Annotated in this window: 22 protein-coding genes; 11 read left to right on the forward strand and 11 right to left on the reverse strand. The window is 67.9% G+C overall.

Annotated features, from left to right (window positions below; genetic code table 11):
- Positions 1-48 precede the first annotated feature (48 nt).
- Entirely contained in the window at positions 49-648 is a 600-nt protein-coding gene (locus HALNA_RS17335) for a helix-turn-helix domain-containing protein (RefSeq protein ID WP_169719057.1), read from the reverse strand.
- Between the two features lie 250 nt (positions 649-898).
- On the opposite strand from HALNA_RS17335, the gene HALNA_RS17340 reads away from it, so the two are divergent.
- The 3 genes from HALNA_RS17340 to sufU all read left to right on the forward strand — a co-directional run bounded on the left by HALNA_RS17340 (position 899) and on the right by sufU (position 3,545).
- The gene (locus HALNA_RS17340) at positions 899-1,642 is read left to right on the forward strand and encodes a DNA polymerase sliding clamp (protein WP_049937599.1); all 744 of its coding nucleotides are present in this window, start codon (positions 899-901) and stop codon (positions 1,640-1,642) included.
- Between the two features lie 429 nt (positions 1,643-2,071).
- Positions 2,072-3,055: a transcription initiation factor IIB gene (locus tag HALNA_RS17345; protein WP_049937600.1), complete on the forward strand. Its 984-nt coding sequence runs from the start codon at positions 2,072-2,074 to the stop codon at positions 3,053-3,055.
- 70 nt (positions 3,056-3,125) lie between these two features.
- Positions 3,126-3,545, forward strand: a complete 420-nt coding sequence (gene sufU, locus HALNA_RS17350) for a Fe-S cluster assembly sulfur transfer protein SufU (RefSeq protein WP_049937601.1) — start codon at positions 3,126-3,128, stop codon at positions 3,543-3,545.
- Here the strand turns inward: sufU and HALNA_RS17355 are convergent, their stop codons facing one another.
- The 5 genes from HALNA_RS17355 to htpX form a co-directional block, all read right to left on the reverse strand.
- Positions 3,546-3,947, reverse strand: a complete 402-nt coding sequence (locus HALNA_RS17355; RefSeq protein WP_049937602.1) for a DUF1641 domain-containing protein — start codon at positions 3,945-3,947, stop codon at positions 3,546-3,548. It lies immediately after the preceding gene.
- A gap of 1 nt (position 3,948) precedes the next feature.
- Positions 3,949-5,112: an NAD(P)/FAD-dependent oxidoreductase gene (locus HALNA_RS17360; RefSeq protein ID WP_049937603.1), complete on the reverse strand. Its 1,164-nt coding sequence runs from the start codon at positions 5,110-5,112 to the stop codon at positions 3,949-3,951.
- 78 nt (positions 5,113-5,190) lie between these two features.
- Positions 5,191-6,222: a DNA repair and recombination protein RadA gene (gene radA / locus HALNA_RS17365; RefSeq protein WP_049937604.1), complete on the reverse strand. Its 1,032-nt coding sequence runs from the start codon at positions 6,220-6,222 to the stop codon at positions 5,191-5,193.
- A gap of 131 nt (positions 6,223-6,353) precedes the next feature.
- Positions 6,354-6,965: a PspA-associated protein PspAB gene (gene pspAB / locus HALNA_RS17370; RefSeq protein WP_049937605.1), complete on the reverse strand. Its 612-nt coding sequence runs from the start codon at positions 6,963-6,965 to the stop codon at positions 6,354-6,356.
- Between the two features lie 3 nt (positions 6,966-6,968).
- Positions 6,969-7,841: a zinc metalloprotease HtpX gene (gene htpX / locus HALNA_RS17375; protein WP_049937606.1), complete on the reverse strand. Its 873-nt coding sequence runs from the start codon at positions 7,839-7,841 to the stop codon at positions 6,969-6,971.
- A gap of 85 nt (positions 7,842-7,926) precedes the next feature.
- Between htpX and HALNA_RS17380 the strand changes: the two genes are divergently transcribed.
- Positions 7,927-9,030 carry a 60S ribosomal export protein NMD3 gene (locus HALNA_RS17380; RefSeq protein WP_049937607.1) on the forward strand — a complete coding sequence of 368 codons (1,104 nt, stop codon included), beginning with the start codon at positions 7,927-7,929 and terminating at the stop codon, positions 9,028-9,030.
- On the opposite strand, the gene HALNA_RS20720 is transcribed toward HALNA_RS17380, so the two are convergent.
- From HALNA_RS20720 to HALNA_RS17395, 4 genes are all read right to left on the reverse strand, one after another.
- Positions 9,027-9,176 carry a DUF7317 family protein gene (locus HALNA_RS20720; RefSeq protein ID WP_169719058.1) on the reverse strand — a complete coding sequence of 50 codons (150 nt, stop codon included), beginning with the start codon at positions 9,174-9,176 and terminating at the stop codon, positions 9,027-9,029. The genes HALNA_RS17380 and HALNA_RS20720 overlap by 4 nt on opposite strands.
- A gap of 127 nt (positions 9,177-9,303) precedes the next feature.
- The gene (locus tag HALNA_RS17385; RefSeq protein WP_049937608.1) at positions 9,304-11,106 is read right to left on the reverse strand and encodes a helicase C-terminal domain-containing protein; all 1,803 of its coding nucleotides are present in this window, start codon (positions 11,104-11,106) and stop codon (positions 9,304-9,306) included.
- Positions 11,107-11,149: 43 nt separating this feature from the next.
- Complete coding sequence (locus HALNA_RS17390; protein ID WP_049937609.1) at positions 11,150-11,359, reverse strand: DUF7561 family protein; 210 nt, start codon at positions 11,357-11,359, stop codon at positions 11,150-11,152.
- A gap of 118 nt (positions 11,360-11,477) precedes the next feature.
- Complete coding sequence (locus HALNA_RS17395) at positions 11,478-12,332, reverse strand: hypothetical protein (RefSeq protein WP_049937610.1); 855 nt, start codon at positions 12,330-12,332, stop codon at positions 11,478-11,480.
- A gap of 214 nt (positions 12,333-12,546) precedes the next feature.
- On the opposite strand from HALNA_RS17395, the gene HALNA_RS17400 reads away from it, so the two are divergent.
- Entirely contained in the window at positions 12,547-13,461 is a 915-nt protein-coding gene (locus HALNA_RS17400; protein WP_049937611.1) for an NAD(P)H-binding protein, read from the forward strand.
- Complete coding sequence (locus tag HALNA_RS17405) at positions 13,458-14,168, forward strand: DUF7530 family protein (protein WP_245576044.1); 711 nt, start codon at positions 13,458-13,460, stop codon at positions 14,166-14,168. The genes HALNA_RS17400 and HALNA_RS17405 overlap by 4 nt, the downstream gene beginning before the upstream one ends.
- Position 14,169: 1 nt before the next feature.
- On the opposite strand, the gene HALNA_RS20335 is transcribed toward HALNA_RS17405, so the two are convergent.
- Positions 14,170-14,343 (reverse strand): DUF5786 family protein, encoded by a 174-nt coding sequence (locus HALNA_RS20335; protein ID WP_157573607.1) that lies wholly within the window; start codon positions 14,341-14,343, stop codon positions 14,170-14,172.
- A 100-nt stretch (positions 14,344-14,443) separates the two neighbouring features.
- Between HALNA_RS20335 and lipA the strand changes: the two genes are divergently transcribed.
- The 5 genes from lipA (at position 14,444) to ilvA (ending at position 20,489) form a co-directional block, all read left to right on the forward strand.
- On the forward strand, positions 14,444-15,373 hold the full coding sequence (gene lipA / locus HALNA_RS17410) for a lipoyl synthase (RefSeq protein WP_049937612.1): 930 nt from the start codon (positions 14,444-14,446) through the stop codon (positions 15,371-15,373).
- A 219-nt stretch (positions 15,374-15,592) separates the two neighbouring features.
- Entirely contained in the window at positions 15,593-16,660 is a 1,068-nt protein-coding gene (pdhA, locus tag HALNA_RS17415; protein ID WP_049938114.1) for a pyruvate dehydrogenase (acetyl-transferring) E1 component subunit alpha, read from the forward strand.
- A gap of 1 nt (position 16,661) precedes the next feature.
- Complete coding sequence (locus HALNA_RS17420; RefSeq protein WP_049937614.1) at positions 16,662-17,666, forward strand: alpha-ketoacid dehydrogenase subunit beta; 1,005 nt, start codon at positions 16,662-16,664, stop codon at positions 17,664-17,666.
- Positions 17,663-19,174, forward strand: coding sequence for a dihydrolipoamide acetyltransferase family protein (locus tag HALNA_RS17425; RefSeq protein WP_049937615.1), 1,512 nt, complete (start codon positions 17,663-17,665; stop codon positions 19,172-19,174). Before HALNA_RS17420 ends, HALNA_RS17425 begins: the two co-directional genes overlap by 4 nt.
- 97 nt (positions 19,175-19,271) lie before the next feature.
- The gene (gene ilvA / locus HALNA_RS17430) at positions 19,272-20,489 is read left to right on the forward strand and encodes a threonine ammonia-lyase (protein ID WP_049937616.1); all 1,218 of its coding nucleotides are present in this window, start codon (positions 19,272-19,274) and stop codon (positions 20,487-20,489) included.
- Positions 20,490-20,581 lie beyond the last annotated feature (92 nt).

Consider the following 20,581-nt stretch of genomic DNA (forward strand, 5'->3'; position numbering starts at 1 on the left):
CGTGAGCGTTCATGAAGGTGTTGGATAGAAATACTGTCACGTCCCGCGTCACTCGTCGTGGTCGAGTAGCAACGCGTTGGTCACGAACGTCACGATACCCCGACGCAGTCGTTCGGTGACGGCTTGATCGGAGATGCCGAGTTCGTCGGCGAGTTCGAGGGTCGTACAGCGACGCGGGATGTCGTAATACCCCCGTTCGACCGCGAGTTCGAGCGTTCGATGCTGTCTCCGTGTCAGCCCGTACCAGGCACCGGTTCCGCGTCTGGTCGGGCAGTACACACGGTCCACCTCGGCTCCGAACGCCCCGTCGGTACAGGCCGACCGGAACCCAGCGAACGCGCCTTGGGTCGGAAAGCACGTCTCGAAGACCCAGGCATCCGACGTCCCCGTACCGCGGCGGACGACGCCGTCGTGGTCGTCGAGCAGCCGGAAGAACGGATCGACCGCCGGATCCCACCGCATCGCGTAGACCGTCTCGTCGCCGAACACCTCCAGCACTTCGACCCGACACCCCTCCACGTCGGCGAACGAGTCCCCGACACCCCCGTCCGACGGATCGCCGAACGACCCCGAGAACGAGAAGACCGAAACGTCACCGTCCCCCACCGAGCCCATCCGTTCGATTTCCGTGACCTCGTCGTGTTGCAACGGAAACCGCCGACCGAACTCGAACTGATGGGCCGGTATTCGTAAATCTACGATCACACCCATATAGTGCGTTAGGAACTTGCCGACGAGGGGTCATAGCAGGTATGCTTGGTTAACCAAGTTTCGTTCGTCGTTGGCGACGCCCTCATAAAGCCCGGACGCGAACGGCGTCGGTACCGAGACCGAGCCACGCGCGCGGTCGCGCTCGAACAGCGGGTATTTTTAACGCATGGGGCGTACCACTGGATACATGTTCAAGGCCATCGTGAGCGCGTCGACGCTCCGGGATGCCCTCGACTCGGTGAGCGTGTTGGTCGACGAGTGTAAGATACGGCTCAACGAGGACGGCCTGTCGATCCGCGCGGTCGATCCGGCGAACGTCGGGATGGTCGATCTCTCGCTCGATTCGGCGGCGTTCGAGTCCTACGAGGCCGACGGCGGCGTCATCGGTGTCAACCTCGCACGGCTGGAAGACATCGCCGGCATGGGCAACGCCGGCGACCTCGTCCACCTCGAACTCGACGAAGAGACCCGGAAGCTCCACATCCGAATCGACGGCCTCTCCTATACGCTGGCGCTCATCGATCCCGACTCGATCCGGCAGGAGCCGGACATCCCCGACCTCGACCTGCCGGCCCGAATCGTCGTCGAGGGGAACCAACTCGACCGCGGTATCACGGCGGCGGATATGGTCTCCGATCACATCAACCTCCGCGTCGACGAGGACGAGGCGACGTTCCACATCGAGGCCGAGGGTGACACCGACGACGTGGATTTCGAGATGGGGGCGGACGCCCTCATCGATTTGGAGGCCGGCCCGGCGGACTCGCTGTTCTCGCTGGACTACCTCAAGGACATGAACAAGGCCATCCCCGGCGACGCCGAGGTGGCGATCGAACTCGGCGAGGAGTTCCCGGTGAAGCTCCACTACGAGTTCGCCGAGGGGATGGGCAACGTGACGTTCATGCTCGCGCCGCGCATCCAGAGCGACTGATATATTGTAACTGTTCACCGGTGGATCGACGAAACGAGCCGTCGAACCACCGATACACGGTTACAATGCTTCGTACGGCACTGTCGTCCGCCGAGACGCCGTCACCGTGTTCGGGTGATCGCTACGCCGGCCACCCCCGCTTGCACCGGCCTTCTCCGTCGGCCCACCACGGGAGCGGCCGCGGCGCCGTTCGGGCGGACGTGCCGGGGGCCTCGTCCGAATCCGGGCGGTGAGCCGCCGACAACTAATTATATATGCTTCCGTGAATTCTCCTGAGAAAAGTATCAGTATTATTTCTTTTACTCCGACGGAAATATATGTGTTCGACGAATTTGGCGAAGCTTTTATAAATTTAGCGCCCTAACAGATAGTTAAGAAGCGCCACGGCGGCCGGTCCCCGCCCGGCCGGTCGTGGCGTCCCACCCCATCATGACTGAAACACGCGTATGGACGGCGAGCGACTCGACGGTCGGTGAGCGAGAACGATCGGCGAGTGAATCGGAACGAGAACACGTCTGTCCCGAGTGTGGCGGCGCGCTCGTGACCGACGAGGAGCACGGCGAGACGGCCTGTAGCGAGTGTGGTCTCGTCGTCGAGGAGGACGGTATCGACCACGGCCCCGAGTGGCGAGCGTTCGATTCGAGCGAGCGCGACCGCAAGGCCCGCGTCGGCGCCCCCACGACGAAGATGATGCACGACAAGGGGCTGTCGACGACCATCGACTGGCAGAACAAGGACGCCTACGGCAAGACCCTCTCGGCGGAGCAGCGTCGGAAGATGCAGCGCCTACGCACCTGGAATCGCCGGTTCCAGACCAGCGATCACCAGGAGCGCAACCTGCGTCAGGCGCTCGGCGAGATCGACCGCATGGCGTCGGCGCTCGGCCTGCCCGAGACGGTTCGCGAGACGGCGAGTGTCATCTACCGCCGCGCGCTGGAGGAGGACCTCCTGCCCGGGCGATCGATCGAGGGCGTCGCCACCAGCGCCCTCTACGCCGCGGCCCGTCAGGCGGGCGTTCCCCGGACCATCGACGAGATGGCCCGCGTCAGCCGCGTCGACGAGGAGGAGTTCAAGCGGACCTACCGATACGTCGTCCGCGAACTCAACCTCGAAGTCGCGCCCGCCGACCCCGTGAGCTACGTCACGCGGTTCGCGTCGGAGCTCGACCTCTCGGACGAGGCCGAACGCCTCGCCCGCGAGATGCTCGACGCGGCCAAGGAGCGCGGCCTCCACAGCGGCAAGAACCCCGTCGGCCTCGCCGCCGCGGCCGTCTACGCCGCGCCCCTGCTCACCAACGAGCAGGTGACACAGGGCGAAGTGAGCGAGGTGGCCGACATCTCGGAAGTGACCATCCGCAACCGCTACCGCGAACTCCTCGGCGCCTACGAGGAGGCCGGCGCCGTGGCGGCGTAGACGGGAACCCCTTGCCCGGTTCACAGTAACGGAATCCTTTTACTCGGCAGAACCGTAACCGGAGACAACTATGGGTATGGGCTCGGATATGTACCGGCAGCAGATCCTCGATCACTACAAGAACCCCCGTAACCACGGGGAACTCGAGGAGCCGACGTTCTCCCACGTCGGCGAGAACCCGTCGTGTGGCGACACGATCAAGATGGACGTTCGCCTCGACGACGACGGCGAAACTATCGAGTACGTCAGCTTCTCCGGCGACGGCTGTGCGATCAGTCAGGCCAGCGCGAGCATGCTCACCGAACAGCTCCCCGGCACGACGCTCGACGAACTCGGCGAACTGGACACCGACGACGTGGTGGAGATGCTCGGCGTCGACATCAGCCCCATGCGGATCAAATGCGCCGTTCTAGCCGAGAAGGTCGTCCAGGACGGGGCGAAGATTCACGAGGGCGACCTCGACCTCGACGAGACGACGACCGAAGAGTAGCTACTCGCGGTCGAGTTCTCGGCCGATTCCCCGCGCGAGCGCCACCAGAAAGGCGAGTCCCCGCTTGACTTCCGGATCACGGAGCGCCCGCAGGAGCCCGACGATGCCTACGCCTCGATAGGTCGTCCCGGGGTCGCCCGCGTCGCCGAGCGCCCGCAGGAGCGTCCGCGCCCCGCTGATGGTCTCCGGATCGGCGGCCTCGTCGGCCAGTTCGCCGAGCGACGCGGCGGTGCCCGCGACCGACGAGACCATCTCGTCGTCCGCCGCCTCGGTGGCGAGTGCCATCACGTCGAGCAGTTCGTTCACGTCGTCGAGCCGTCGGACGAACGCCGCCACCGCTTCGGGGTCCTCGGCGATGGCGTCGGTCGGCGTCGACTCCGACGCCGCGGCGTCGTCGCTCATCTCAGATCAACCCCCGTGCGGTCAGCCAGTAGGACTCGTTGTACGCGCCTTTCGCCCAGTGGACGAGTTTCGACTCCTCGCGCAGGTCGGGCATCGAGTCGTAGTCGAAAGAGACGAACGTCGCCTCGTCCAGTCCCGCTTCGAGAAAGCAGAGCACCTTGCCGTCGTAGATCGCGGTCGGCCGATGACCCCGAACCCGGGCGGCGATCCGATCGGCGACGACGCCCGCTTGGTAGTGGGCAACGCTGCCCGCCATCGGCCGTTCGAGGTCGGTCGTGTCGCCGATGGCGTACACGTCGTCGGCACCCGCCGCTTCGAGCGTCCGCGGGTCGGTTTCGACCCAGCCGTCGTCGCCGAGGCCCGCGTCGGCGACGAGGTCGACGCCCGCGTGTGGCGGAATCGTCACGAGCAGGTCGTAATCGAGCGCCCGGCCGTCGGCGGCGTGGAGGGTCCGGTCGTCCGGGTCGACCCGCTCGACCGTGAACCCGGTGTGGCTCCGGACGCCGCGGGCGTCGAAGCGTTCGTCCGCCCAGTCCGCCACCGGCGGGAGCTTGTGTGACCGTTCGGTCGGGGTGGTGTAGCACACCTCGCTCACCTCCCGGAGACCCCGTTCGCGGAGCCAGTCCTCGACCATCAGCGTGAACTCGACCGGTGCGGCCGGGCACATGTGGGGCATGCCGGCGACCGAGAGGACGACCCGACCGCCGTCGAAGGCGGCGAGTGCGTCCCGGAGTCGTTCGGCGCCGTCCTCGCTGTAGAAGTCGTGAGCGCCCTCGACGAGACCCGGAACGCGGTCCGGGACGAGTCGCGCTCCCGTCGCGACGACCAGGTGGTCGTAGTCGAGCATGTCGCGGGACGGCGTCCGGTTCTCCCCGCCGTCGATCGTCAGCCGCTTCGCGTCGGTGTCGATAGCCGTCACCCGGCCCGTCCGGAGCCGGACCTGTCGGTCGAGCAAATCGTCGAGCGGACGATGCCCCTCGGCCGGATCGGCCTCGCCGAAGGCCACGTAGAGCCAGACCGGCTTGTAGACGTGGACGCCGGTGTCGTCGATCAGCGTCACGTCCACGTCGCCGGCGTCGATTTCGTCGTCGAGTTTCGACGCGAGTTTGTTCGCGAGGACGGTTCCTCCCGTCCCCCCACCGAGGACGGCAATACGAGCGGTCATTGTGATATCACTGCGTGGAGGAACGCACCGACGCCACGTAAAATTGTGCGTCGATCACAACTCCGTGAGAACAGGAGGCTACTCGGGGACGAGCCCGGCGTCCTGAACGCGCATCACAGCCTCGCCATCGGCGAGATTCGGTGCGTCGACGAGACGGACGATCCGCTTGTCGCCTTTGGACTTGCGCAGATACATCCGGAACGTCGAGGTGTGGCCGAGGATGTTGCCGCCGATGGGCTGGGTCGGATCGCCGAAGTAGGAGTCGGGGTTCGAGGCGACCTGGTTGGTGACGAGGACGGCGGTGTTGTAGAGGTCGCCAATCCGCATGAGGTCGTGGAGGTGTTTGTTGAGCTTCTGCTGGCGTTCGGCGAGTTCGCCCCGGCCGACGTACTCGGCTCGGAAGTGCGCGGTGAGGGAGTCGACGTTGAGCAGTCGGACCGGCCACTCACCGTCCTCGTGTTCGCTGGCGAGTTCCTTTGCCTTCTCGGCCAGGAGGATCTGGTGGTTGGAGTTGAACGCCTTGGCGACGTGAATCTTGTCGAGAACGTCGGTGACGAGCGCCTCCATCGCCTCCTCGTCGCCGGGCGAGCCCTCGATTTCGCGGTCGTCCATCGTGGCCTGGATGATCTCGTCGTCGAGGCCGCGCACCATGTCGTCGATGCGTTCGGGGCGGAACGTGTCCTCGCTGTCGACGAAGATGGCGCTCCCGCGGAGGCCACCGTACTCGCGGGGAAGCTGGACGTTCACCGAGAGCTGGTGGGTGACCTGCGACTTCCCGGCGCCGAACTCGCCGTACACTTCGGTGATCGACTGCGTCTCGACGCCGCCGCCGAGGAGTTCGTCCACCTCGGGGACGTTCCAGGTGAGTTTACCGATCTGTTCGCGGCGTTCGAGCACGGCCGCGCCCGACTCGAACCCGCCGATGTCCGCGGCGTCGCGGGCCGCGTTGATGATGTCGCTCGCCGTCGACTCGCCGATGTCGGCGGTGTTCGACAGTTCGGCTGGACTCGCGACCGCGATGCTCTGATAGCTTTCGAAGCCCGCTTCGACCAACTTGTCCGCCGTCGCCGGCCCGACGCCCGGAAGGGTCTCGAGATCGTCTTCTGCCATGTGAGCGTGCTTGTGCCGGCCCGTACATAAAGCCTCGTTAACACCATGGTGAAAGTGAAATCGGACGACGGCATGACGGTCGTTCACACGCGATAGCGACGTTCAAACCCGGTGACGCGCCGGTTCGACACTCACTCCCACGGGTGTCCGTCCGACCCGTCCGGCCACAGCGGATACCAGTACGATTCGTCCCCTTCCACGTCGAGTTCGCCGTCGAGAACGGACTGAAGCTTGAACTCCAGTCGGTTGTCACGCTCGTGGCCCCCCGTCGGGGCGAAAGGGTAGTACGCGCCCCGGCGGAAGGAGTAGATCCAGTAGGCGCGGGCGCCGTCGCGGGGGCGTTCGAAGCCGAAGGCGGCGGCCAGGAGCCGCGAGCCGTACCCCTCCTCGACGAACGTATCGGCCGCGAAGTGGACGCTCGTCACGAGGTCCTCGGGGTCGCCGTCCTCGAGGACGACCCAGTGGTAGCCGTGGTCGTCCTCGTGGCGACGGAAGACGGTCCCGGTGTCTTCCTCGCCCGCCCGGAGGATGGTCTCCACCTCGTCGACGGCGGCGGCGAAGTCGGTGCTGTCGACCGAGGAAAAACAGAGCGCTGCGGCGCCGACCGGGACGAAATCGAGGTCCGCCTCCATCGTCAGGTAGGCCGTAGACATCCCGAACAGATCCTCGGGATCGGCGTCCCGGGTCGCGTCCGCTTCGGCGCTCAGTCCGAACGCGGAGCGGATGGAGTCGAACAGGCCCATCGCCTACCGCCGCTCCATCTCCGCGGCCATCTCGCGGAGCCGTTCGACCCGTTTCTCCGTCGGCGGGTGCGTCGAGAAGATCCGGCCGACGAAGTCGCTCCGGATCGGGATGACGAAGAAGGCGTTCATCTCCGACTGCTCCCGGAGGTCCTCTTTCGGTACCCGGTCCATCCGACCGGAAATCGTGAGGAGCGCGGAGGCGAGCGCCGTTGGCTTGCCCGTGATCGCCGCGCCGCCACGGTCGGCGGAGTACTCGCGGTACCGCGAGAGCGTCCGGATCAGGACGAAAGAGACGATCCAGACGACGAGCGAGACGAGGATGGCGACGATCATCCCCCCGCCGCCCTGCCGGTTGCGCCCGCCGCCGAACAGCCACCCCCAGCGCACGATCAGGAACGCGATGGTCGAGAGAAAAGAGGCGATAGTCATCACCATCACGTCGCGATTCTTGACGTGGGCGAGTTCGTGGGCGAGCACCCCTTCGAGTTCCTCCTCGTCGAGGGTTTGGAGGAGTCCCTCGGTGACACAGACGGTCGAGTTCGACGGCGACCGCCCGGTCGCGAAGGCGTTCGGCACCCGCGTGTCCGCGACGGCCACCGTCGGTTTCGGCAGGTCGGCCTGCTGGGAGAGCCGGCCGACCATCGCGTGCAGGCGCGGGTACTCGTCTTCCTCGACTTTCGACGCGCCCATGCTGTAGAGGGCGAGGCGGTCGCTGAAGAAGAACTGTCCCAGCGAGAACAGCCCCATCACCACGACGACCCCGAACAGACCCATATACTGCGACAGGATCGCGATGAAGACGATGTAGAGGGCGAAAAGGAGGAACATGGTCAGGACCATGCGACCCCGCAGTCCCCAGTCGGATTTCCACTCCATACCCGAAGTAGCGGCCCGCGAAGGTAAACAGTATCGCCCGGCGATGTCGCGGGGCTTAACCGCCACGGCCGACTACCGACGGCGCATGAGCGATAGCGAGTCCCGGGAGTTCTGTCCCCGCTGTGGCGATCCGGTTCCGGCGCGAGCGGAGCCACTACCGGGTGCCCCCCGCGACCGCGACGCCCACCTCTGTGACGCCTGCTACTTCGACGACTACGAGATGATCGACGCCCCCGAGCGCATCGAGGTGCTCGTCTGTTCGGGCTGTGGGGCGGTCCAGCGCGGCAACCGCTGGGTCGACGTGGGCGCCCGCGACTACACCGACGTGGCCGTCGACGAGGTGAGCGAAGCCCTCGCGGTCCACGTGAACGCCCGCGATGTCACCTGGGCGGTCGACCCCGAACAGGTCGACGAAAACACCATCCGGATGCACTGTCATTTCGCCGGCGTCGTCCGCGAGACACCACTCGAAGAGTCGGTCGTCGTCCCCGTCAAAATCTCGCGGGGTACCTGCGACCGCTGTGGCCGCATCGCCGGCGGCTACTACAACGCCATCGTCCAAGTCCGCGCGGACGACCGAACGCCGACGGCCGCGGAACGGGACCGCGCGGTCGAAATCGCCGAAGCGTACGTCGCCGACCGGGAATCCGCGGGCGACCGTAACGCGTTTATCACCGAAATCGAGCCAGTAGACGAAGGCGTCGATATTCGGATTTCGACGACACAGATGGGGCAAGGCGCCGCCACCCGCATCGTCCGCGAACTCGGCGGCAGCGTCGAGAGCTACCCCACCCTCGTCACGGAGGACGGCGACGGCAACGAGGTGTACCGCGTCACCTACGCCGTCCGCTTGCCGGCGTTCACGCCGGGCGACGTGATCGACCCCGACGACGACGAGGGCCCCGTCCTCGTCCGGAGCGTCAGCGGGAATCTGAAAGGCGTGCGTCTGGCCTCGGGCGAGGCGTACGAGGAATCCTTCGACGAGGGGATCGATGCTCGGCGACTCGCCACCCGTGACGACGCCGTCGAGACGACGGTGGTGACCGTCGAGGACGACCACGCCGTGCAGGTGCTCGACCCCGAGACGTACGCGGCCGAAACCGTGTCGCGACCCGACTTCTTCGACCCCGACGCGGAGACGACGCCGGTCGTCAAGACCCGCGCCGGCCTGCACCTGCTTCCGGACTAGTCCGCGGTTTCCATGCCGTCCCGTGACGAACCCACCGCCGCCGCCAGCGCCGCGTCGGAACACCCCGCGTGTCGCGCCGCCTGCGAGAGCGTGAGCGTGCCGCTACGATACAGGATCACCGACGACTGGAACGATTTGTTGCTCATTCGTCTACGTTATTTCCGAGAATGCGCTTGAGTATAAACCTTTCTGCGATAAAATACCTATATAGAGAAAGTAAGAGAGCTATTAACTTCATGTGTGTCCGATTATCGTGCGTCGCGGTGTCGTGGCTCACTCCCCCCACACGTCCGAGAGGGGGTGGTCGGCGTCCGCCGAGTCGGACGGCGCCGTATCACCCGTGGACCGGGACCGAGAGCGCGATGTCGACTCCCGTCCCGCGCTCGACCCCCCGCCGGTTCGTGTCCCCGGCGTCGACGCCGTGCCCGCGAGCGCCGCGTCGGGGTCGAACTCGGGGAGCGTGGGGCGTGACAGCCGATCCACCGCCTCGGCGAACCAGTCGGGCATATCGCCCCGGGCGCGGTCGAACAGGTCGAGGAGGCTCGAATCGGCGAGATACGTCGCCCCGTGATCGTCGGGGGCGCGCACGACTCGCCCGGCCGCCTGAATCACCGTCCGGAGCGCCGTCCGGTAGTACCACGCCCACTGCCCCTCCGCCAGTCGCCGGGCGACCCGCGAATCGTTCGTGTTGAGATACGGCGCCTTGCAGAGCACCTGCCAGCGCGCGAGGTCACCACACAGGTCCAGTGCCTCCTCCATTTTCACCGAGAGGAAACAGTCGGGGTCGTCGGTCGCTTTCCACTCCTCCAGCGCCGCGTCGCGGTTCTCCCGGTCGTGTGTCCGGATGCGGGGCGCGACGCCGAACTCCGCCAACTGCGCCGCCAATCGCTCCTGAATCGCGTAGGAGTGACAGTGGACGATACCTTTCTCTTCCGGGTGGCGAGCCAGCAGGCGGACGAGTAGCCGCGCCACGTTCGGCAGCGTCTCGTCGCGGTGTTCGTAGGTCATCTTCCCCTGTGTCACGTCGTAGAGCGGGCGATTCTCCAGTGGAAACGTGTGGGGGACGTCGACGAGAGCGACACTCGACGGGTCGAGGCCGACGCCACGACAGAACGCCTCCTTGTCCAGAATCGTCGCCGAGAGGAGGGCGAACTTGTTGCCGCGGTCCCAGACGGTGTGGTGGAGGTAGCGACCAGGGTCGAGCGGTTTGATCGTGATTGGCGTCCCCTCGCCGTCGGGCTGATCGACGACCCACGTCGTCGTGCTGGTTGGGTCGCGGTAGTCCGAGACGAACCAGTCGAGTTCGGAGCGCAGGTCCTGAAGCCGGTCCCGGCGCGCGGCCTCGCCCGGCGTCAACTCGTCGCTGGCGACGAGGTCCTCGGCGGCACGCGCACAGACGCCGGCGAGCGTCTCGGCGAACCGGGCGGTACGATCCAATGGGTCGTCGGCGTCGGTCACCGCCGGCACGCCCACGTCGTCCCAGACGGGGACGGTTTGCGGGCGCAGGTCGACAGTGGCGTACATCTCAGCCCACTCCGCGAGGCCGTGGGCCTCGTCGATCACCACCACATCCCGCGTGCCGAACACCTCCGAGCCGGCGGTCTGCATGAAGTACGCGAGCGTCATCGCCGCGATGGATCGGTTCGAGGCGATGGCGCGGTCGGCGTAGTACGGACAGCGGTGCTGGATCGAGCAGTCGTAGCCCGACTGGCGCGCACACGGCGCCCGGTCGACGGGCGTCGTCGTCTCGTCGGGCAGAATGCAGGTGTAGTTCCCCTTCCCCCGGATGACGTTCAGATCCGAGAGCAGGTCGTCTGCGGCCACGTCGTCCAGTTGCGACACCTGCGGCGTGGTGTAGTAGGCGCCGGTCGCCTGCGCGGGGTCGGCCTCCTCGGGCGCGCGGGCCGACCCCGCGACGGCGCGAGCGAGGAGGGATTTGCCGCTGCCCGTCGGCGCCCGCACGAGGACGGCGTCGTTGCCCGCGGCGAACGCGTCGCGGATGGCGTCGAGGGCCTCGCGCTGGTTGCCGCGAAAGGAGGGGGCGGGAAACGAAGACGGAATACGGTCGGGGTCCACGGTCGATTCAGCCTGCGGTCGCAGGTAATACTGTCGGACGTGACTACTCCGACAGCGCCGCCACGTCCTCGGCGGTCACCTCGCGGTCGTCAGGCAGGCGCTCGATACAGTCGAAACAGAGGAAGTGGTCGGTTCCGTCGGCGAGTTCGAGCGACATCCCGCCCGTCGCCTCGGCTTCGAACGTCCAGAAGTTCCCGACGCCGCCCGCGACGGGCACTTCCTCGCCACAGCCGTCACAGGGATCGGAGCTCATTACGACGAGTCGTACGAGTTACGGTAAGTCAGTACCGGTGGGTCGCCGGATCGTTTCGGCGAACGGCCGGTACCCAGTTACGGTACTCCGTATCGGGCGGGAGGAACCCGCCGTCCCGTCACGCACACCCACTCGTGTCCGCGGCGACGCCGAGCGAGAACGACACACCGTCGCTCTGGACGGTGTTCGGGGCGTCGGAGGGGAGGGTCCACCGGAGTGTCGCTACGTGGGCGCCGGGCGCCGCACACGTCGCCGTCAGTGGAATCCAGCCGTCGTCGTCGCCGGCAGCCCCGAGGCCGGTGAGGGGCCCCTCGTAGACGACCGACTCGTCGGCGTCGGCGGTCCCGTCCCCGTCGGCGTCGTACCACACCTGCACCTGCACGTAGTCCTGGAGTTCGCCCGACTCTCCGAGGTCACCCGCGCTTCGTTCGGCTTCGGTCGTTCCACCCTCGTCGACGGCCGTCACGTCGCCCCGAACCCAGAGGCGGGCGGGCGATCCCGACAGCGTCAGCGAGAGGTCGACGGTGCCGCCGTCGCCGGGTTCGACGTTCTCGACCGACACCGGCGGGATCGAGGCGGTGACCGGATCGTCACCCGGGGTGGTCGGGGCTGCCGTCGCCGCCGCGCCCGGCGCCGGGTCGTCCGCGTCGTACGGAACCGGCTCGTCGGTGGGGGTCGGCTCGTCGACGGACCCCGTGTCCGTAGCCGTCGTGTCGTCCGGTCGTTCGGGCGGATCGGTCGCCTCGTCGGCGCTACCCCTGCCGCCGGGCGTCGGCGTCGGCGTCGGGTCGTCGGGCGTCACGGTGTAGTCGACCGACAGGTCGACGCCGTTCTCGTCGCCGTCCCCGTCGCCGTCGTCGGTGAAGAGGTTCGAGACGCCGGCCCCCGCGCCGAGCAGCGCGAGGAGGCCGGCGAGGAGCAGGGCCAACACGCGGCGGCGCGACGAGGACTCCTCGTCCGGCTCGCCGCTCACGCGGCGTCACCGGCGGCGAACCACCGTCGAATCGGGGGATGGAAGGCGAACGATCGCAGGATCGGGGTCGGGTACACGGTTCCGAATACACCACGGGGGGTCATAGGTAATCGGATACTAGTCGGCCGGGATGGCTCGTCCTGAAGGCTCAGGGTGAGCCTGAAGCGGGTGCGTCGACCCCGACGGTTAATCCCACGTCGTCCCACTAACGGGTATGCACGTACTCGTCACCGGCGCCACGGGGTTCGTCGGACGCCGCCTCGTTCCCGCTCTCCTCGACGCGGCCCACGAGGTGACGGTCCTCGCCCGCGACGCCGGACGCTACGACGGCCCGTCGGGGGTCCGGATCGTCGTCGGCGACCTCCTCGAACGGGAGTCGATCGACGCCGCCGTCGGGAGCGAGGATACCGTCGACGCCGCCTACTACCTCGTCCACTCGATGACGGCCCGAGACGATTTCGAGGCCCGTGACCGCCGGGCGGCAGCGAACTTCGCCGACGCCGCGAGCGCCGCCGGCGTCGACCGAGTGATCTACCTCGGCGGTCTGGGCGAGGAGCGGGACCGCCTCTCGCCGCATCTCCGATCCCGACGCGAGGTCGAACGGGTGCTCGCGGCGGGGACGTACGACCTCACGACGCTCCGGGCGGCGATCATCGTCGGCCCCGGGAGCGCCGGGTTCGAGATGGTCGTCCAACTCGCCTCGCGACTTCCGGTGATGGTGACGCCCCGGTGGGTGCGGACGCCCTGTCAGCCCATCGGCGTCGACGACGTGATCGCCTACCTCGTCGGCGTCCTCGACGACCCCGAGACGGCGGGAGAGACGTACGAAATCGGCGGCCCGGAGGTGCTGACGTACGCCGAGATGCTCCGGCGGACGGGACGGCATCTGGGACACGAACCGACCCTCGTCGCGGTGCCGGTGTTGACGCCACGGCTCTCCGCGTACTGGGTGGGGCTGATGACGGACGTTCCCTGGAGCGTCGCTCGCCCGCTGATCGAGGGGCTGAAGAATCCGGTCGTGGTCCACGACGACCGACTCGCCCGACTCGTCGACGTCGATCCGACCCCCTTCGACGAGGCGGTCCGGCGGGCGCTGACCGAGCGCGCGGCCGCGGAGGCCGGCGCGTGATCGGGACCCGTGACGCAGTCGACGGTGATCCAACCTTCGGCGACACGTGGGTGTACGAGAGCCTCGTGGGTGGGATTCCCGGGCTCGACCTCTCGGCTCGGGCGGCCATCGCCCTCCAGGTCCTCCTCTTCGAGACGCTGGTCGTCGGCCTCGGGGTCGCCTACGGCCTGTCGCTTGCGGCCGTCGTGGGCGGCACCGTCGCCGTCGCCGTCGCCGCCGCGGGGAGCGTCGCCATGCTCTATATCGGCACGGCGACACGCGGCCTCGCCCTGCCGGACGCCCACCGGCGCCTCCTCTTTGGCTCCGGCGTCGAGACGCTGTTCGGCGTCCTGAGCTTCGTCGCGGTCGTGACGCATCTGCTCTCGGGGGCGCCGGCGCCGTTCGACCCGTTCGGCGGCGGACGGTCACCCGCCCCCGTGACGTTCGTCGCCCTGTTGATCCTCTGGGATCTCTGTTACCGGATCGGCACCTCGTGGTGGACGGCGCTGGTGTCGCTGTGGCGGTCGCTCAGATACCGGGTCGCGCCCGAGACGGCCCGTCGGTGTCGGCGCCTCGACGCCGCCAACGTGGGCTTTTCCCTCCTCGAACTGGCGCTCCTGCCGCTGGTCGTCGGACAGCCGTTGCTCGTCTGGGGGGTGGTCGGCCACGTCGCTGCCGTGACGGCCGTCTCGACGGCGGCGACACTACTGCTCAGAACCGAGCCGTGACCTACTCGCCCTGCAGCTGCTTGAACTGATCGAGCAGCGCTTCCGTCGAATCGCCGGATTCGTACGAGAGGGTCCCTCGGAACTCCGACCGGTCGTCGTCGAACTCCGTGTCGACTTGCCCCGTTTTCTGCGCGCGGCGTTCGTGCTCGTCCTCGTCATAGGCACCCATTGACATGGTACACTGTAGCTTCGATACCTCCGAATATATATGTAACGGACGATGTGGTGCAATCTGGAGCCCACACGTTTTTGCGCAGTAGCCCGAAAGAGGGAGTATGGCACGGCAACGTAAGCCCGACTGGCTCAGGATGCGCCCCCCGTCGGGCGAGCGGTTCACGGAGATCAAGCAGACGCTCCGCGACCGCGACCTCAACACCGTGTGCGAGGAGGCCAACTGTCCGAACCTGGGCGAGTGTTGGAGCGGCCGTAACGGCCCCGGGACGGCCACGTTCATGCTCATGGGCGATCGGTGTTCCCGCGGCTGTAACTTCTGTGACGTACGGACGGGTGGGATGTCGGCACTCGACCCCGACGAACCCGCGAACGTCGCCGACGCCGTCGCGGAGATCGGCCTGGACTACGTCGTCCTCACGAGCGTCGACCGCGACGACCTGTCCGATCAGGGTGCGAGCCACTTCGCGCGCACCATCGAGGCGATCAAGGAGCGCGATCCCGGCATCCTGGTCGAGGTGCTCATCCCCGACTTCCGGGGCGACCTCGATCTGGTGGATCGCATCCTCGACGCCGGGCCGGACGTCCTCGCACACAACGTCGAGACGGTCGAACGGCTCCAGTGGCCGGTCCGGGACCGCCGCGCCGGCTACGAGCAGTCGCTCTCGGTGCTCGAACACGCGGCCGACGCCGGCGGGGTGTACACAAAGACGAGCCTCATGCTCGGGTTGGGGGAGTACGACCACGAACTCTACCGGGCGCTCTCGGACTGTCGCGAGGCCGGCGTCGACGTGGTGACCCTCGGCCAGTATCTCCAGCCCTCCCGCACCCACCTCGACGTGTACGAGTACGTCCACCCGGACGCCTTCGAGACGTGGCGCCGCGTCGCCGAGGAGGAACTCGGCTTCCTCTACTGCGCCAGCGGCCCGATGGTCCGGTCGTCGTACCGGGCGGGCGAACTGTTCGTCGACGCGGTCCTCCGCGACGGTCGGAGCGTCGAGGAGGCACGCCGCGAGGCCCACGCCGCGACGTGACGATGTCCGTCCGCCGCCCGGCGACCCGGCACCGAACGACTAAGACGTGGGGGCGTGATGGTGTATCGTAGCCAGCCGGAGGTCCAGCGATCCTCGACTGGCCGTGGTCTCCGATTCGGGCGAAACCGAACCGATGAACAGCTACGATAATCCCGACGAGCACCCGGTCATAGCGAGGGCCGAACCGTGAGCGACGTGTTCGACCGCGACCCGGACGACATGGTCCAGGTGCTCGACGAGTCGGGCGAACTCGTCGGCGACCCCCCCGATCTCGCTGACGACGAACTGGTCGCCCTCTACCGCCACCTGCGCCTCGCGCGCCACTTCGACGAGCGGGCGGTCAACCTCCAGCGACAGGGCCGGATGGGCACCTACCCGCCGCTGGCCGGTCAGGAGGCGGCCCAGGTTGGGAGCGCGATGGCCCTCGACGACCGGGACTGGATCGCCCCGAGTTACCGCGAACACGCCGCCGTCCACGTCCACGGCCTCTCGCTCTCCGATATCCTGCTGTACTGGATGGGCCACGGCGCTGGCGGGTGGCGCACGGACGTGAACGTCCTCCCCGCGGCGGTCCCCATCGCGACGCAGGTGCCGCACACGACGGGGCTGGCGCTGGCGTCGAAGCTTCGCGGCCACGATGCAGTAGCCTGTGCCTACTTCGGCGACGGCGCCACCAGCGAGGGCGACTTCCACGAGGGGCTGAACGTGGCGGGCGTCTTCGACGTGCCCGCCGTCTTCCTCTGTAACAACAACGGGTGGGCCATCTCGGTGCCGCGGGAGCGCCAGACCGCGAGCCCGACGCTCGCGGGCAAGGCCGTCGCCTACGGCATCGACGGCGTGCAGGTCGACGGGATGGACCCGCTGGCGACCTACGAAGTGACCCGGGCGGCGGTGGAGAAAGCCCGGACGCCGGGCGAACGGCCGCGACCCACCCTGATCGAGGCGGTGCAGTATCGCTTCGGCGCCCACACCACCGCCGACGACCCGACGGTCTACCGCGACGAGGCGGAGGTGGCCGAGTGGCGCCGCCGGGACCCCATCCCCCGCCTCGAACGCTTCCTGCGCGAGACGGGCCGCCTCGACGACGAGACGGTCGAGGGGATCGAGACGAGCGTCCGCGAGCAGGTGAGCGAAGCCATCGAACGGGCCGAGAACACCGCCCGCCCGGAGCCCGACGCGATGTTCGACGACGTGTACGCCGAGCCGTCCCCGGCGCTTCGCGACCAGCGGGCCGCCCTGCATCGACTGCGCGACCGACACGGCGACGACGCCTTCCTGAAGGAGTAATATGAGCACTGATACCCAGACCGAGACACAGAATCTGACGCTGGTACAGGCGGTACGGGACGGTCTCCGCACCGAGATGCAACGTGACGGGGACGTGATCGTCCTCGGGGAGGACGTGGGGAAAAACGGCGGCGTGTTCCGCGCCACCGAGGGCCTCTACGAGGAGTTCGGCGACGACCGCGTGATCGACACGCCGCTCGCGGAGTCGGGGATCGTCGGCACCTCCATCGGCATGGCCGCCTACGGCCTCCGGCCGGTGCCCGAAATCCAGTTCATGGGCTTCATCTACCCCGCGTTCGACCAGATCATCAGCCACGCGGCCCGCCTGCGCACCCGGACCCGCGGGCGCTTTACCTGTCCGATGGTCGTCCGGGCGCCCTACGGCGGCGGCATCCGCGCCCCCGAACACCACTCCGAGTCGAAGGAGGCCTTCTTCGTCCACGAACCCGGGCTGAAGGTGGTGATCCCCTCGACGCCCGCCGACACCAAGGGCCTCCTCGCCTCGGCCATCCGCGACCCCGACCCCGTCATCTTCCTCGAACCCAAACTCATCTACCGCGCGTTCCGCGAGGACGTGCCGACCGGCGAGCACACGGTCCCGCTCGGCGAGGCCGCGGTGCGTCGCGAGGGAAGCGACGTGTCCGTCTACACGTGGGGCGCGATGACCCGGCCGACGATGGAGGCCGCCGAGAACCTGGCCGCCGAAGGCGTCGAGTGTGAAGTGATCGACCTGCGGACGCTCTCGCCGCTGGATCGCGAGACCATCGTCGACTCCTTCGAGAAGACGGGCCGGGCCGCAGTCGTCCACGAGGCCCCCCGAACCGGCGGGCTCGGCGGCGAGATAACCGCGATCCTGCAGGAGGAGTCCCTGCTCTACCAGGAGGCGCCCATCGAACGAATCACCGGCTTCGACACCCCCGTCCCCCTCTACGCGCTGGAGGACTACTACCTCCCCTCGCCGACCCGGATCGAAGACGGCATCCGGGAGGTCGTCGACTTCCGATGACCGTCGAGACGTTCGAACTCCCCGACGTGGGCGAGGGCGTCGCCGAGGGCGAACTCGTCCGCTGGCTGGTCGAGAAAGGGGAAGAGATCGACGAGGACCAGCCGCTCGCGGAGGTGGAGACGGACAAGGCGCTCGTCGATCTGCCCTCACCCTTCGCGGGAACGGTGGTCGAACTGCACGCCGAGGAGGGGGAGATGGTGCCCGTGGGCACCGTCATCGTCTCCATCGACGTGGGCGGCGACGGGGACGAGGCGGAAGCGGAACCGCGATCGGAATCGGAGTCCGAGAGTGCCCCCACCGACGCCACGGTCGACGACGGGAGCGAGGCCGCCGCCGGCGGCCGCGTCTTCGCCTCCCCGAGCACCCGTCGACTGGCCCGCGAACTCGGCGTCGACATCGCTGGCGTCGAGGGATCAGGGGCGGGCGGGCGCGTCACCGGCGCGGACGTGCGGGCGGCGGCCGAGGGGACGGGCGACCCGACGCCACGGTCGGTCGACGCGTCGGCGACGAGCGTGGTGGAAGACGGCGACGAGGGGGCCGACGCCGACGACGCCGAAACGCACCGCGAATCGGCCGACGCCGTGACGGCGGCGACGGAGGCGGCGGGCGGGATCGACGCCGCGGACCGCGACCGAACCCTCGCCGCCCCGGCGACGCGACGGCTCGCGGACGAACTCGGCGTCGACCTCGACGCGGTGCCGACCGACGAACGCCGCGACGGGGAGGCGTTCGTCACGCCCGAGAGGGTCCGGGAGTTCGCGGCGACGGCCGACGCCGACCCGACGGCGTCGGCCCCCGCCGACGGGGCGCGGCCCGGCAACCGTATCCCGTACCGCGGCGTCCGCCGCGCCATCGGCGAGCAGATGGAGCGGGCGAAATACACCGCCCCCCACGTCACCCACACCGACGAGGTGGACGTGACGCGGCTGGTGGAGACGAAGACCGAACTCGAACCGTACGCCGCCGAGGCGGACGTGTCCCTCACCTACCTCCCTTTCGTCATGCGCGCCGTGACGCGGGCGCTGCAGGAGTTCCCGCAGGTCAACGCGTCACTCGACGAGGACGCCGAGGAAATCGTCCTTCACGACGACTACAACATCGGCGTGGCGACGGCGACGGACGCGGGGCTGATGGTCCCGGTGGTCGAGGACGTCGACACCAAGGGCCTCCTCGAACTCGCCGCCGAGACGGCAACGAAGGTCGAACGGGCACGCGACCGCTCGATCGACCGCGAGGAGATGCAGGGTGGCACCTTCACCATCACCAACGTCGGCGTCATCGGCGGGGAGTACGCGACGCCCATCGTCAACTACCCCGAAGTCGCCATCCTGGCGCTCGGGAAAGTCGCGGAACGGCCCCGCGTCGTCGACGGCGAAGTGGTCCCCCGATACACCCTGCCGCTCTCCCTGTCGGTGGATCACCGCGTCGTCGACGGCGCCGTCGCCGCCCGATTCACCAACCGCGTGATGGCGTTGCTCGCGGCGCCCGCGCGGTTACTGGTCGACTGATCGACCCCGGTGTCGGTGGGCTCGGCCGAAGAAGACGCTTAAACGCCTTGTTGCACTAAGCACGGCACTTATTCGGTCGGTGGACGCAGGGTAGGGCATGACTGAGACGGTCACACTGGCGGACATCGAAGCCGCGCGCGACCGATTCGACGACCCGGCTATCGTCAGACGGACCCCGATCGAGACGAACCGCTCGCTCTCGGAGATGTCGGGCGCGGACGTGCACCTGAAGATGGAGCATCTGCAGCGGACGGGGTCGTTCAAGACCCGCGGGGCGTACAACAAGCTGAAACAGGAGGCGGGAAGCGACAAACACGTCGTGGCGGCGAGCGCGGGCAACCACGCCCAGGGCGTCGCGCTGGCGGCGACGACGGTGGGGCTGGAGTCGACCATCGTGATGCCGGAGAACGCTCCCCAGACGAAGGTCGACGCCACGCGGGGCTACGGCGCGACGGTCGAACTCCACGGCTCGAACTTCGGCGAGGCGATGGCCCACGCCAAGTCGCTGGCCGAGAAGCCGGGAATGCTGTTCGTCCACGCCTACGACGACCCCGCCATCGTCGCCGGACAGGGGACGCTGGGGCTGGAGATCCACGAGCAGGTTCCGGACGTCGATACGGTGATCGTGCCCATCGGGGGCGGGGGGTTGATCGGCGGTATCAGCACGGCACTGAAGGCACTGGACGACTCGATCCGCGTGATCGGCGTGCAGGCGGAACTGGCGTCGACGGTCCACGAGAGCCTGCGCAAGGGAGCGCCGGTCGACGAGGAGTCCCCGAAGACCATCGCGGACGGCATCGCCACGGGGAGCATCTCCGAACTCACGCTCGGCCTGATCGAGGACCACGTCGACGAAGTGGTGACGGTGAGCGACGACGACATCGCGCGGGCCATCCTCACGGTGCTCGAACGCGCCAAACAGTTGGTGGAGGGGGCGGGCGCGGCCTCGGTCGCAGCGATGCTGAGCGATCGGGTGGACGTAGAGAGCGAGACGGTCGTCCCGCTGCTCTGTGGGGGCAACATCGACATGTCGATGCTCCAGACGGTATTGACCCACGCACTGACCGACCGGAACCAGTTGCTCCACCTCCGCATCCGCATCCGGGACCAGCCCGGCGAGATGGGCCGTATCTCGAGTATCATCGGCGAGAAAGGCGCGAACATCCGGACTGTGAGACACGACCGCGCGGTCGGTGACCTCCACGTCGGCGACGCCTATCTGGTCTTCCAGGTGATCGCGAGCGGTGAGAACCACGCGAACGCGGTCATGGCGGCTATCAAGGACGCGGGCTACGAAGTCGAGCGCGTGAACTGAGACGGATTCCCGCACAGGCGGGGGTGTCGTCACCGTCGGGGACGCTTCGCCGGACCGTCGTCGACTGCAGGTGAGCGAGGAACGGACGAACC

Source organism: Haloplanus natans DSM 17983 (genome assembly GCF_000427685.1).
Taxonomy (GTDB): Archaea; Halobacteriota; Halobacteria; order Halobacteriales; family Haloferacaceae; genus Haloplanus; species Haloplanus natans.